Origin of the sequence: Halorubrum ezzemoulense DSM 17463 (assembly GCF_002114285.1) — an archaeon.
GTDB classification, from domain to species: domain Archaea; phylum Halobacteriota; class Halobacteria; order Halobacteriales; family Haloferacaceae; genus Halorubrum; species Halorubrum ezzemoulense.
Genome location: NZ_NEDJ01000002.1, coordinates 35,644 through 47,608, shown reverse-complemented (window position 1 = coordinate 47,608; position 11,965 = coordinate 35,644). Strand labels below are relative to the sequence as shown.

Below are 11,965 nucleotides of genomic sequence, written 5' to 3'. Positions count from 1 at the left end.
CCGTGACCGGCGTCCGTCAAGACCACCCTTAAGCCCGACCGCCCCCGACCTCCGGGCATGCGACCACGGGATCTCTCCGATCACTCGCCGTACGTGCCCGGGCGGGGCGTCGAGGAGGTCGCCCGCGAGCGCGGGATCGACCCCGACGACCTCATCAAGCTCTCCTCGAACGAGAACCCGCACGGCCCGAGCCCGGCGGCCGTTGAGGCCATTCGCGACCACGCCGACCGCGTGAACCAGTACCCGAAGTCCTCGCACACGGACCTCACCGCGAAGATCGCCGAGAAGTGGGGCGTCGACGACGAGCAGGTGTGGGTCTCGCCCGGCGCCGACGGCTCGATCGACTACCTCTCTCGGGCCGCGCTGGAGCCGGGCGACGAGGTGTTGGTGCCGAGCCCCGGCTTCGCGTACTACGCGATGTCCTCGCGGTACCACCACGGCGAGGTGACCGAGTACGAGCTCTCGACCGCCGACGGCTTCGCGCAGGACGCGGAGACGGTGCTGTCCGCCTACGGGGGCGAGCGCATCGTCTACGTCACCTCGCCGCACAACCCCTCTGGCTCGATGATGCCGCTCGACGAGGTCGAGGCGATCGCCGACGCGACCGCGCCGGAGACGCTGGTCGTCGTCGACGAGGCGTACGGGGAGTTCTCGGACGTCGACAGCGCGATCCCGCTCGCCGACGAGCGCGACGACGTGGCGGTCCTGCGCACCTTCTCGAAGGCGTACGGGCTCGCCGGGCTCCGGATCGGGTACAGCGTCGTCCCCGAGGCGTGGGGCGAGGCGTACGCCCGCGTCAACACGCCGTTCGCGGCCAACGAGCTGGCGTGCCGGGCCGCCCTCGCCGCGCTCGACGACGAGGACCACGTCGAGCAGTCGATCGAGTCCGCCCGCTGGGCCCGCGAGTACATCGCGGACGAGCTCGACGCGCCCACCGTCGACTCCGCGGGGAACTTCGTCCTCGCCGCGGTGGGGGACGGCGAGCGCGTCGCGGAGGCGGCTCAAGAGCGCGGCGTGATCATCCGCGACTGTACCTCGTTCGGGCTCCCCGAGCACGTCCGTATCTCGACGGGGACCCGCGAGGAGACCCGCGAGGCGGTCGAACTGCTCAACGAGACGCTGGCCGACCTCGACCTCGGTGTTCGGGCGTGACGGCGGGGGCCGACGACGCCGACGCCAGCCCTGACCGCGACCGCGCCGACCGCGTCGCCGTCACGGGCACGCCCGGAACCGGGAAGACGACCGCGACGGCGCTGCTCGAAGGGGAGTACGACGTGATCCACCTCAACGACCGGATCAAGTCCGACGACGACCTCTGGACCGAGCGCGACGACGAGCGCGACACGCTCGTCGCCGACCTCGACGCGGTCCGCGAGGACCTCGGCGGCTGGTCCGGGGTCCTCGACTCGCACCTCGCGCACCGGTTCGCTGTCGACCGCGTCGTCGTGTTGCGCTGTCACCCCGAAACGGTCGAGTCCCGACTCGAGGCGCGCGGCGAGACGGCCGAGACGGCGGCCGAGAACGCCGAGAGCGAGGCGCTCGACGTGATCCTCTCGGAGGCGGTGGCCGAACACGGCGCGGAGAACGTCTACGAGGTGGACGCCACCGACCGCGACCCCGAGGCGGTCGCTGACGCGGTCCGGGCGGCGATCGAGGGGGAGCGCGAGCCGAGCGCCGGCACCGTGGACTTCATCGATTATATATGAGCCGGCCGCGAGCGTCGAGACGGTAGATGACCCTCGACCAGTACCGCTCCGTGGCCGACCGGCTGCTCGGCCCGTGGGTGTCCGCGGCCGACAGGCTCGGCCTCTCGCCCGACCAGGTGAGCGTGATCGCCTTCCTCGTCGCGGTCGGGGCCGCCGCGGCCTTCGCCGCCGGGTCGACGCCGCTGTACGCGGCCGGCGCGCTACTCGTCCTCCTCAACGGCTGGCTCGACCTCGTGGACGGCGCCCTCGCGCGCCACCAGGAGATCGCCTCCGACGGCGGGGACTTCCTCGACCACGTCCTCGACCGCTACGCCGACGTGGCTGTCATCGGCGGGCTCACGGCCGGCGTGGAGGCGTACGCGCTGGGCTTCGCCGCCGTCACGGGCGTCCTGCTCACCTCGTACCTCGGCACGCAGATCCAGGCGGTCGGGATCGGCCGCGAGTACGGCGGCCTCCTCGGCCGGGCCGACCGGCTCGCGCTGATGGGCGTCGTGGGCGTCGTCGCCGCGGTCTACTCGGCGCCGATCGTCGCCGGACTGAACGTCGTCGGCCTGCTGCTCGCGCTGTTCGCCGTCGTCGGTCACCTGACCGCGGTCCAGCGGTTCCTCGGCGCGTGGAGCGACCTGTAGCCGCTCGCGGTTCCCTCCCCCGGTCCGGTCCTGCCCAAGAGCGGCGCCTGAGCAGATGTTCGGATCGTCGTCGGCGATGGGTTCTCAGCCGTTCTCGCCCGCCCGTGATCGCAGTTCCGACCCCCGCGCGTGGACGTCGTCGACGGCGTCGCGGACGATCGACTCGTCGACGTCGAACGCCCGGGCGGCGTACGCCACCGACAGCCTGACGGCGAGACACGTCATCCGGACCTCCTCGTCGGCTCGGACGACCGAGGGCGGGGTACCCCGTCTGCCGGTCTGTCTCTCGTCGAACCCGCCGGCGATAGCGTACAGATCGGCGTACAGCCGGGCCGCCTGCGGGAGGTCGGACGGCGCGATGCGCCCGTCGGGGCCGTCGAAGTGGTACGCGTCGGGGCGGACACGCTCCTCGCGGACGATCCGATGGCCGTCGTCGTACGTTTCGATGATCGTCTCGGCGGAGTCGCTCACTGGAACCAGCCTCTCCGAACGCCTCGCGAAACGAGGGAACAATTTAAAAGCGTCCGGTCGATACGGGAGGTATGCCCACTTTCGAGCTGAACCTCTCGGACGACGTGTACGCGGAGTTTCAGCAGCTGGCCGATGAGGAGTTCGTTTCCGAGGAGCAGGCCGCCGAGGATCTCATCGCGTCCGGCATCGAGGCGTACAACGTGAGCGTCGTCGACGACGATCCCCGCGACGAGATGCTCGACGGCGCCGAGAACAACATGTTCGACACCGCCGAAGACCCCGGAAGCATCGAAGACGACCGGCTGTAAGGGTCGTCTCGACGCCTGACCCGGCTTCTTCCTAGAAACGCACCACGCCGACAGCGAGCGGCGTCCGGCGGACTACGGCCGCCGCGTGTGAGTCAGAAGCGGGAACTCCGTGCGAACGGTGAGCCGAAGGTCCCCGGCCAGCGGTCGCGCCTCGGCGGGCGCTTCGCTCTCGTCGATCAGGAGGCCGCCGCTCTCGGAGAGTCCGACGAACAGCACGTCGCCGACCGAGAGCGGCTCCGAAAGCCTGCTGCTGGCGCTCCCCCGTTCGTCTCGCAGACGAATACGTGCGTCTCGGGACACGTCGTCGCCGCCCGTCATCTCCACCCGGAACGCGGTGCCGTCGTCGGTGAACGCGACGTCGAACCGGACGCCCTGCTCTCGCGCCGCGTCCGCCCAGTCGGGCTCGTCCACGCTCGTGTCGCCGACCGCGGTTATCGCGGCCGTAACGTCGAACGCGATCGTTTCGCCGCCCTGGAGCTCCGTCTGATCGTACTCCAGCTGGCTCACGAATCCGGACTCGCTGACCGTTATCGACGCGTCGAACTCCCGCATCTCCCCGAAGCTGAGTCGCTCCGAGTAGCCGACCGACTCGTAGACGACCCCCAAGCCGCCCGCGGTCTCGACCAGTTCCGTCGCCGCTCCCCACTCCACCTCGGAGATGTACCGCCTGAACTCGCTCAGCCCGGTCACCTCGTCCGTCGGCGGTGCGCGCTCGTCCACCCTGTAGGCCTGCTCGAACCCGGACTCCATCCTGACGTACGCCACGTCCTCGTCGGCCGGCGACCAGACACGCTCGGTCTCCCCGTTCTCCGTTACCTCACGCGAGACGGCGTTGTCGTCGAACTTGCTCGTCTGCGTCTGGGAGAACTCGTTGTCGTCGAACACGTCGGTGCGCTCCCCCTCGTGCGTCAACGACCCCGCCTCGACCAGGGTCGATTCGTGCGTGCCGAACAGCGTCGCTCCGTCGACACCGTCCTGACGTGCCCCGTCCGGGTAGTCGAAATCGTCCAGTGTCGGCGCCGCGTCTTCGGTGCTTTCCGTCTGATTCTCCGAGCCGTTGTCGTCCCCGTCGGACGCTTCCTCGGACCCGTTCGGCGGCGCCGACTCGTCGGGGGTCGAACCGCTACAGCCCGCAAGTGGAAGAGAGACGGCCGCCGCGCTGGTGAGAACGTATCGCCTGTTCATATGTGGTCTACGGTACCCTCCAGACACGTACGTGAATACGTGCTGACTTGTTTTGTATATTATATTCTGGCTGGCGTTCGAATCGGGGTTCAGTCGACCGAATCTGTGTGTAGTAACTCTACAACAGGCATGTAACTGACATACCTGCGGCGAGTCAATACCCCAAGCCAAACAGCCGGTTCGCCGACAGCGTGGCCAGCCCGAGCGCCATCACGCAGGCGAGCAGCCCGAACGCGACCGGCCACCCCGCGGCGTCGGAGACGGCGCCGACGACGACGCTGCCGGAGGCCCCCGTGACCATGTACGCCGTCCGGACCAGCCCGAACCCGGCGCCGCGCCCGGCGTCGGAGAGGAGGTCCATGAACCGCGACTGTACCGGCGCGCCCCACGACATCGCGAGGCCGACGAGGCCGACGCCCGCGACCGTGACCGGCAGCCCCAGGTCGAGCGTCGCAGTCGCGACGAGGGCCCCGTACCCGACGACGCCGGCGCTCATGGTCACCATCGCGGTGGCGTCGCGGCCGATCCGGTCGGATATCGACCCGGTGACCGGCTGTGTTCCCCCGTGGACGAGGAAGTACGCCGAGAACAAAAGCGCCGACAGCGCGCTCGATAAGCCGGTCCCGACCTCGAGGAACGTCGGCAGGAAGGATGCGGTCGCCTGCCACGTGAACGCGCCCATCGTCGCCAGCGCCGTCGTGTAGAGGATCTCGGGCCGCGAGAGCAGCTCGGCGAGCGGACCGAACGCGAACCGCTCGCCCATCGGCTGGTCGGGGCGGAGCGGTTCGGTCGGCCGGACCCGCCACGCGAACAGCGCGAACACGGGGACCGCGACGGCAGCGCCGAGGAGGACCCCGGCGCGCCACCCGTACCGCGATCCGACGAGCGCGGCCGCCGGCGGCGCGGCGAGTCCCGCGAGCGGTCCCCCGGCCACGTGGACGCCGATGGCGCGGCCGGTGTCGTCGAACTGCCGCGTGAGGAACGTCGTCGCGACCGAGTAGTGGAGCCCCGCCCCGACGCCGAGAACGGCCGCGAACAGTCCGAACGCGAGCATCGAGGGCGAGGCGGCGAGGAGCACCGACGCGATCGCGGTGGCCCCCACCGCGGTGAGGATGACGCGGCGCTCGCCGTAGCGATCGCCGAAGACGCCGGAGGGGAACTGCGCCAGCGCGTAGGTGAGCCACATGCCGCTGAGCGCGAGCCCGACGGTGCCGTTGGTGACGCCGAACTGCGTCGTGATCTCCGGGACCAGCGGGCTGACGACCAGCCGCGCCACCATGGTGCCGGTGAACGCGAGCGTACAGAGCGCGAGCGCCGTCTGTTCGTACCGCCAGTTCACGGTCGCCGTACCGGACACGGGTCAAAGCGGCTTCCGATCGCGGTCAGACGAACCGGAGCCTCGCCGGCCGGACCGCCCGAGAGCTCACTCGGCCGCGAACCGGATCGGGTAGTCGGTGAGGTTCTCGTAGCCGTCCTCGGTGACGACGACGAGGTCCTCGATCCGGACGCCGCCCACGTCGGGGTCGTAGAGGCCGGGCTCGACGGTGATCACGTGGCCCGGCTCCAGCTCCCCGCCGCCGCTCGCGAGCCGCGGCGACTCGTGGACGTCGAGACCGATGCCGTGCCCCGTCGAGTGGATGAACCCGGTCTCCGTCTCCGGGTCGGTGCGGAAGGTCGGCTCGCCGGCCTCCTCGTACACCTCGCAGGCGGCGGCGTGGACGTCTTCCCCGGTCGCGCCCGGCTCGACCGCGTCGAGCGCGGCGTCGAGGGCGCGCTCGGTGAGTTCGTACCACTCGCGGAGGGTCTCGTTCGGCTCGCCGACGCAGAACGTCCGCGTCATGTCGGCGTTGTACTTCGTCGCCTTCGACCGGGGGAAGATGTCGACGATGATCGCCTCGTCCGCGCGGAGCGGGCCCGAGCCGCGGTCGTGGGGGTCCGCGGCCTGCGCGCCGCCGGCGACGATCGTCTCGTCGAGCGCGCAGCCGTGCCGCAGGAGGGTGACCTCGATCTCCTCGGTCACCCGCTCGCTGGTGAGCGGCTCGCCGTCGCGGAGCAGGACGCCCGTCTCCGCGTCGTCGCTCTCGGTCGCCACGTCCGCGCCGGCGATCAGGTCCTCGGCGGCGCGCATCGCCGCCTCGTTCGCCGCCTGGGCCTCGCGGATCGCCTCGATCTCGTCGTCGGTCTTGACCGCCCGGACTTCCCGGAGCCGGTCGTCGGTGTCGACGGTCACCGCCACGCCGCGCTCCCGGAGGGCGTCGGCGGTACCGACCGGGCCGCGGGGCGGCATCGAGACGGACTCGACGCCCTTGTCGCGGACGAACGCGGCGTACATGTCGTTTCGCGCCTCGCGCCCGCCGTACTCGTAGTCGTAGTCGGCGTGGCGCTCGACGCCGTCGGCCGTCGCCTCCTTCTTCGCCCGCCCGTACTCCAGGCCGCCGACGAGGACGTGGACCGCTCCGTCGGCGTACAGCGTGAGGAACGGGTCGGGCCCGGTGAACCCGGAGAGGTACAGCTGGTTGGCGTCCTCCTGCGAGGCGTCAATCAGGTAGCCGTCCGTCTCGAGGTCGGCGAGGCGGTCGTCGAGCCGCGGTCGGTTCATACGTGCCCCTGTTCGGGGAAGGGCAAAGCGGTTGTCCTCTCGGAACCGGCGAGACGGTGAGGGGCCTCGACGACCCGCGACAAAGCATATGCCCGCCAAGCCGGAACGACCGGGGCGTGATGTCGACGGACCGACGAACTACCCTCCTCTCGCTCGTACACCTCCCGTCCGGCTGGCTGCCGGTCGCCGTCGCCTGCGGGAGCGCTGCGGCGCTGCTCGGACTGGCGCTCACCTGGATCGGGCTCGCGGTCGCCGGCGTCTCGCCGGGGGAGTCCGAGGTCGCCCGGTGGATGGTCGGCGGCCCGATATCCGCGGTCGAGGGGTCGATCTGGTTCCTCCTCGACGCCCACTGGGTCCGGGTCCGGACGGGACCCGGGCTGTCGAACCACGTCATCTTCGGGCATCCGCTGATACAGGCCGACGCCGCGCTGTGGCCGCTCCGCGCGGTCCCGCTGACCTTCGCTCTCGGCGCCGCGGCCGCCGTCCGATACCTCGGTATCGACGACCTGCTCGCCGGCGCCGTGACCGGCATGGGCGCGACCCTCGGATACCTCCCGACGATGCTCGCGCTGCGGGCGGTCTCTCGGGTGCCGTTGACGCGTCACGCGACCGACGGGACGGTGCCGATCTCCGACGCGGACGGGATACCTGTGACGGAGGCGGCCGGCGTCACCGCCGGTCCGGACTTCGCCGCGACAGTGCTACTGGTGACCGGACTGGGCGTCGTCGTCGGCCATCTCGTCGGTGCGAGCGCGACCTTCGCGACCGGGGACTGACGGCCGGATCGGTCGCCGCGAACGCCGTCCCGTCACCGCGAAACGCCTATATACTATATCCCGGGGAGAGTCCGTCTGTTTCGCTCGTGACGTGGTTTCGCAGGAGGCATCTCGAATACCGAATCTTACAGGGTTGTACACTCCGTTTTCGGGCGTGTCTCAGAGGTACCAACCACACAAACATTTAAGTATTTGGCTCACTTACCCGAAGGTGAGGAAAACACCGAGATCCGTCTCTCGGTTTCGTTGTTCCCTCCACGTACCAAACCAATGAGCGAGAACCTTCGAACGTACACGACAGAGACGGCCGACGATGAGCGCGAAACCGAGTCGGAGAGCCAAGAGGAGGAACTGCGGTGTCCCGAGTGCGGCGGTCAGCTAGCGACGGACACGGAACACGGCGAGACCGTCTGCGTCGACTGCGGACTGGTCGTCGAAGAGGACGAGATCGACCGCGGGCCGGAGTGGCGCGCGTTCGACTCCAAGGAGAAGGACAACAAGTCCCGCGTCGGTGCCCCGACGACGAACATGATGCACGACAAGGGGCTCTCGACGAACATCGGCTGGCAGGACAAGGACGCTTACGGTAAGTCGCTGTCCAGCCGCCAGCGCGAGAAGATGCAGCGGCTGCGGACGTGGAACGAGCGGTTCCGCACCCGCGATTCCAAGGAGCGCAACCTCAAGCAGGCGCTCGGCGAGATCGACCGCATGGCCAGCGCCCTCGGCCTCCCCGACAACGTCCGCGAGACCGCGAGCGTCATCTACCGCCGCGCGCTCGACGAGGACCTCCTGCCGGGGCGCTCCATCGAGGGCGTCTCGACGGCCTCGCTGTACGCCGCAGCCCGGCAGGCCGGGACGCCGCGGAGCCTCGACGAGATCGCGGGCGTCTCCCGCGTCGAGAAGGACGAGATCGCTCGGACGTACCGCTACGTCGTCCGCGAGCTGAAGCTGGAGATCCAGCCCGCCGACCCCGAGAGCTACGTCCCGCGGTTCGCCTCCGACCTCGGCCTCTCCGACGAGGCCGAGCGCCGCGCCCGCAGCCTGCTCGACACGGCGAAGGAGCAAGGGATCCACTCCGGCAAATCGCCGGTCGGGCTCGCCGCCGCCGCCGTCTACGCCGCCTCGCTGCTGGTCAACGAGAAGGTGACCCAGAGCGAGGTCAGCGAGGTCGCGAACATCAGCGAGGTCACCATCCGGAACCGGTACCACGAGCTCCTCGAGGCCGAGGACTCCGTCGCGCTGAACTGAGCCGCTTTTCTGCCCGCCGCCGCGTCGGTCGCCCTCCGTCCGGGTCGAAACCGCGAAGGCGACGCGTCGCCACCCGCACGTATGGAGACGACCCGCCACTTCACGGCGACGACGTACATCGTCAACGACGGGGCGACGGCGCTTCACGACCACGAGCGGCTCGGCATCCGGCTGCCGCCCGGCGGCCACGTCGACCGCGACGAGCTCCCGCACGAGGCCGCTCGCCGCGAGGTCCGCGAGGAGACGGGGCTGACGCCGGAGCTGGTCGCCGCCGAGTCGCAGATCACGGGCCCGAACACCCGCGGGCTCCCGGAGCCGGCCCACCTCATGCTCCACGACATCAACGTCCACGAGGACGGGTCGGTGGGCCACCAGCACGTCGATCACCTCTACTACGCCCGCGTCGGCTCCCGAGAGATCGCTCCCGACGGCGACGACGAGGTCGACCCGGACCAGTGGCGCTGGTACACCCGGTCTGAACTCGCGGCGAGCGACCTCCCGGAGGACGTCGTCGACCTCGGTCGGGAGGCGATCGCCGCCGTCGACGAGGGGTGAGCGGGACGGGCCGTCGAGAGCGCTCTCGGGGCCGCCGCCGTCCGCCGGTCGGAGCGGCGGAGCGGGGCGTCAGACGGCCGTCTCACGCTCCGGAAGGTATTTGAGTCGGTGTTGGCGACGTAAACGCAAGGATGGACGCACAGCGAAGGGAAGCGATCGCCGAGTGGGACGAGCGCTCGTTTTCCGACGGGCTCGCGGGGCTCGGGCGGATCGTCGACGACGGGTTCTCCGGCGCCGCGACCGACGGGGTCGGGTGGGTGTTCCTCGTCGACGGTCGCGTCGTCGGCGTGGTCGACGCGACGCTCGACGCCTTCGCGGAGGCCTCGGGGACCGTCTACCGGGCCCCCGACGACGCGCTCCCGGTGCTCTTCGCGATGCAGGAGCTCGGCGGCGAGCCGCGGGCGAAGTACTACACCAATGACACGCCGCTCAAGGAGGCGGACCGGAAGCTCTCGCAGGGCGGATTCACCGGCTACATCGAGCTGTCGGAGAACGTCCTCTCCGGCGACTACTACGTCGCGTACACCGGCGGCGAGTCGATGGCCGCCGCGTACGTCGGCAACGCGCGCCGGCTGGAGACGGGGGACGACGCCTTCGAACTCGCCGCGGACGAGGTCGGCATCTACACCGTGTACGAGGTCGATCTCGACGTCCGCCCGCTCCCGGACGACGCGGGGACGGCGGACGCTGCGGACGACGGGACGACCGACGAGACGGAAGACGCGGGGAGCGACCCCGACTCGAGGGGCGACGACGGGAGGGACGCGCCGGGCGGAGCCGATGAAGCTTCCCCCGCGGACGCCGTTGATCCCGCGCCGAACACCGGGCGGGACGACGGCTCGGCGGCTCGGCCCCGAGACGACCCGACGACCGCCGCTCGCGACTCAGATTCGGACGGGCCCGACGCGGCCGAAGCGGGCGGTGAAGCGACGACGGGGGAGGGCGAAGAGTCGCCCGACGCGGTACAGATAGGAGCCGCCGACGCCGCGGAGATGGACGCCGCGGAGACGGACGTCGAGGCGGCGGGGGTGGCGGACCGCGAGCGCCGGCCACCGACCGAAGCGACCGGAGACGGTGCTTCGCGGGACACCCGGGGAACGCCGGACGCGGGAGACGCATCGAACGCCGAGGGCGCGTCGGGCACCGGGAACGCGTCGAGCGACGAGGACGTCTTCTCGGAGGAGGCCGAGTGGCGGGAGCAGAAGTCCATCCCGGCGCTCGACCCGTCGGAGGCTGGCGACGAACCCCGCGGGGCCGACGAGCGTCCCGACCCGCCGTCGCAGCGTTCTCGTTCAGCGGCCGACCCCGGGCGGGCCGAGCGGAGCGGATCGAACGCGAACGGCGGGTCGCCGTCGCCGCGCTCCACCGAGCGGTCCGCGTCGACGCCGTCGGCGGTCTCGAAGCGCGACGCCCGCGACGCCCGCGACGCGACGGGCGACGCGAGCCCGGAGCGGCTTCGGAAGCTCGAGGCGGCCCTCGAGGAGACGGAGACGAAGCGCCAGTCGCTGGCCGACGAACGCGACCGGCTAGCGGCCGAGCGCGACGAGATCGCGACCGAACGCGACGAGTTGGTCGACGAAGTCGAGCGGCTCGAGTCCGAGGTCGGCGACCTCCGGGAGGAGCGCGACCGGCTCCGCCGCGAGCTCTCCGAGGCGAAGGACCGGCTCCCGGACGCCGAGCGGACGCTCACCCCCGCGAAGGCGCGCAGCGGAACGAACCTGTTCATCAGGTACGAATCGAAGGAGGGCGCGACGCTGGCGGACGCCCACGACGGGAGCGTCGACCGCGAGGCCCTCCGCGAGAACCTCCGGGTCGAACACCACACCAGCTTCGAGACGGAGGGCCTCGCCGTCGACGGGCGGCCGCTCGAGGAGTTCCTCGGGGACACCATCGAGTACGGCTTCACCCGCTGGCTCGTCGAGGACCTCCCGTTCGAGGTCCGCGGTACCGGGAACGAGGGGACGCTTCGGGACCTCTACGACGCGCTCCCGGACATCGACCGCGCCGAGATCGGCGGGACGGTGTCGGTCGAACTCCGCGAGGGCGGCGAGGAGGTCCGCGAGCAGCGGTCGTTCGACCTCGTGTTGCGCGATCGCATGGGACACCCGCTGTTCGTCGCCGACCTGAACGACAGCCGGGACCCGACGCCCGAGGGGACGCTGGAGTCGCTCGTCGAGAACGGGCGCGACATCGCCGCCTCCAACGAGACGTTCGCCGGGGCGTTCGCGGTGACTGAGAGCTTCTTCGAGCCCGGGGCCTTAGAGACCGCGAGCGATGCGGTCGGCGGCGGCCTGTTCAGCCGGTCCAAGCGGGCGAGCTTCGTGAAGCTCTCGCGCAAGCAGGGGTTCCACCTGTGCCTCGTCGAGGCGCGCGACGGCGGGTTCCACATGACGGTCCCGGACCTGTAGTCGGTCCGACCGCCGCGGCTCGCGAGCGCGGGCTGAGAGAGAAAACGCGGCACCTACGTCGGCGGGCCAAATCGGAATCG

Annotated in this window: 12 protein-coding genes; 8 read left to right on the top strand and 4 right to left on the bottom strand. The window is 70.7% G+C overall.

Going from position 1 to position 11,965, the window contains the following annotated elements:
• Positions 1-57: 57 nt before the first annotated feature.
• The 3 genes from hisC to B9H04_RS01010 are packed head-to-tail and all read left to right on the top strand — an operon-like array spanning position 58 to position 2,335.
• Entirely contained in the window at positions 58-1,152 is a 1,095-nt protein-coding gene (gene hisC, locus B9H04_RS01020) for a histidinol-phosphate transaminase (RefSeq protein WP_049929610.1), read from the top strand.
• The gene (locus B9H04_RS01015) at positions 1,149-1,706 is read left to right on the top strand and encodes an adenylate kinase family protein (protein WP_049929609.1); all 558 of its coding nucleotides are present in this window, start codon (positions 1,149-1,151) and stop codon (positions 1,704-1,706) included. The genes hisC and B9H04_RS01015 overlap by 4 nt, the downstream gene beginning before the upstream one ends.
• Before the next feature lie 26 nt (positions 1,707-1,732).
• The gene (locus tag B9H04_RS01010; protein ID WP_049929608.1) at positions 1,733-2,335 is read left to right on the top strand and encodes a CDP-alcohol phosphatidyltransferase family protein; all 603 of its coding nucleotides are present in this window, start codon (positions 1,733-1,735) and stop codon (positions 2,333-2,335) included.
• Positions 2,336-2,419: 84 nt separating this feature from the next.
• Here B9H04_RS01010 and B9H04_RS01005 read toward each other — a convergent pair whose 3' ends face one another.
• On the bottom strand, positions 2,420-2,806 hold the full coding sequence (locus B9H04_RS01005) for a hypothetical protein (RefSeq protein ID WP_049929607.1): 387 nt from the start codon (positions 2,804-2,806) through the stop codon (positions 2,420-2,422).
• Positions 2,807-2,877: 71 nt separating this feature from the next.
• Between B9H04_RS01005 and B9H04_RS01000 the strand changes: the two genes are divergently transcribed.
• Entirely contained in the window at positions 2,878-3,114 is a 237-nt protein-coding gene (locus tag B9H04_RS01000) for a hypothetical protein (RefSeq protein ID WP_008442562.1), read from the top strand.
• A gap of 72 nt (positions 3,115-3,186) precedes the next feature.
• Here the strand turns inward: B9H04_RS01000 and B9H04_RS00995 are convergent, their stop codons facing one another.
• The 3 genes from B9H04_RS00995 to B9H04_RS00985 all read right to left on the bottom strand — a co-directional run bounded on the left by B9H04_RS00995 (position 3,187) and on the right by B9H04_RS00985 (position 6,898).
• A complete protein-coding gene (locus B9H04_RS00995) occupies positions 3,187-4,299 on the bottom strand; it encodes a DUF7537 family lipoprotein (protein ID WP_049929606.1) in 1,113 nt (370 codons plus the stop codon).
• Between the two features lie 154 nt (positions 4,300-4,453).
• Entirely contained in the window at positions 4,454-5,638 is a 1,185-nt protein-coding gene (locus tag B9H04_RS00990) for an MFS transporter (protein WP_085682387.1), read from the bottom strand.
• An 84-nt stretch (positions 5,639-5,722) separates the two neighbouring features.
• A complete protein-coding gene (locus B9H04_RS00985; RefSeq protein WP_049929604.1) occupies positions 5,723-6,898 on the bottom strand; it encodes a M24 family metallopeptidase in 1,176 nt (391 codons plus the stop codon).
• A 119-nt stretch (positions 6,899-7,017) separates the two neighbouring features.
• Here B9H04_RS00985 and B9H04_RS00980 point away from each other — a divergent pair, with 119 nt between their 5' ends.
• The 4 genes from B9H04_RS00980 to B9H04_RS00965 all read left to right on the top strand — a co-directional run bounded on the left by B9H04_RS00980 (position 7,018) and on the right by B9H04_RS00965 (position 11,885).
• Entirely contained in the window at positions 7,018-7,674 is a 657-nt protein-coding gene (locus B9H04_RS00980; protein ID WP_049929603.1) for a hypothetical protein, read from the top strand.
• A 270-nt stretch (positions 7,675-7,944) separates the two neighbouring features.
• A complete protein-coding gene (locus B9H04_RS00975) occupies positions 7,945-8,922 on the top strand; it encodes a transcription initiation factor IIB (protein WP_049929602.1) in 978 nt (325 codons plus the stop codon).
• Positions 8,923-9,003: 81 nt separating this feature from the next.
• On the top strand, positions 9,004-9,477 hold the full coding sequence (locus B9H04_RS00970; protein WP_049929601.1) for an NUDIX hydrolase: 474 nt from the start codon (positions 9,004-9,006) through the stop codon (positions 9,475-9,477).
• 131 nt (positions 9,478-9,608) lie between these two features.
• On the top strand, positions 9,609-11,885 hold the full coding sequence (locus B9H04_RS00965; protein WP_085682368.1) for a DUF7527 domain-containing protein: 2,277 nt from the start codon (positions 9,609-9,611) through the stop codon (positions 11,883-11,885).
• Positions 11,886-11,965 lie beyond the last annotated feature (80 nt).

Bases quoted from the DNA above. Each gene is read 5' to 3' on its own strand.
- hisC (WP_049929610.1), top strand. From the start codon at position 58: ATGCGACCACGGGATCTCTCCGATCACTCGCCGTACGTGCCCGGGCGG.
- B9H04_RS01010 (WP_049929608.1), top strand. From the start codon at position 1,733: ATGACCCTCGACCAGTACCGCTCCGTGGCCGACCGGCTGCTCGGCCCG.
- B9H04_RS01000 (WP_008442562.1), top strand. From the start codon at position 2,878: ATGCCCACTTTCGAGCTGAACCTCTCGGACGACGTGTACGCGGAGTTT.
- B9H04_RS00995 (WP_049929606.1), bottom strand. From the start codon at position 4,299: ATGAACAGGCGATACGTTCTCACCAGCGCGGCGGCCGTCTCTCTTCCA.
- B9H04_RS00985 (WP_049929604.1), bottom strand. From the start codon at position 6,898: ATGAACCGACCGCGGCTCGACGACCGCCTCGCCGACCTCGAGACGGAC.
- B9H04_RS00980 (WP_049929603.1), top strand. From the start codon at position 7,018: ATGTCGACGGACCGACGAACTACCCTCCTCTCGCTCGTACACCTCCCG.
- B9H04_RS00975 (WP_049929602.1), top strand. From the start codon at position 7,945: ATGAGCGAGAACCTTCGAACGTACACGACAGAGACGGCCGACGATGAG.
- B9H04_RS00970 (WP_049929601.1), top strand. From the start codon at position 9,004: ATGGAGACGACCCGCCACTTCACGGCGACGACGTACATCGTCAACGAC.
- B9H04_RS00965 (WP_085682368.1), top strand. From the start codon at position 9,609: ATGGACGCACAGCGAAGGGAAGCGATCGCCGAGTGGGACGAGCGCTCG.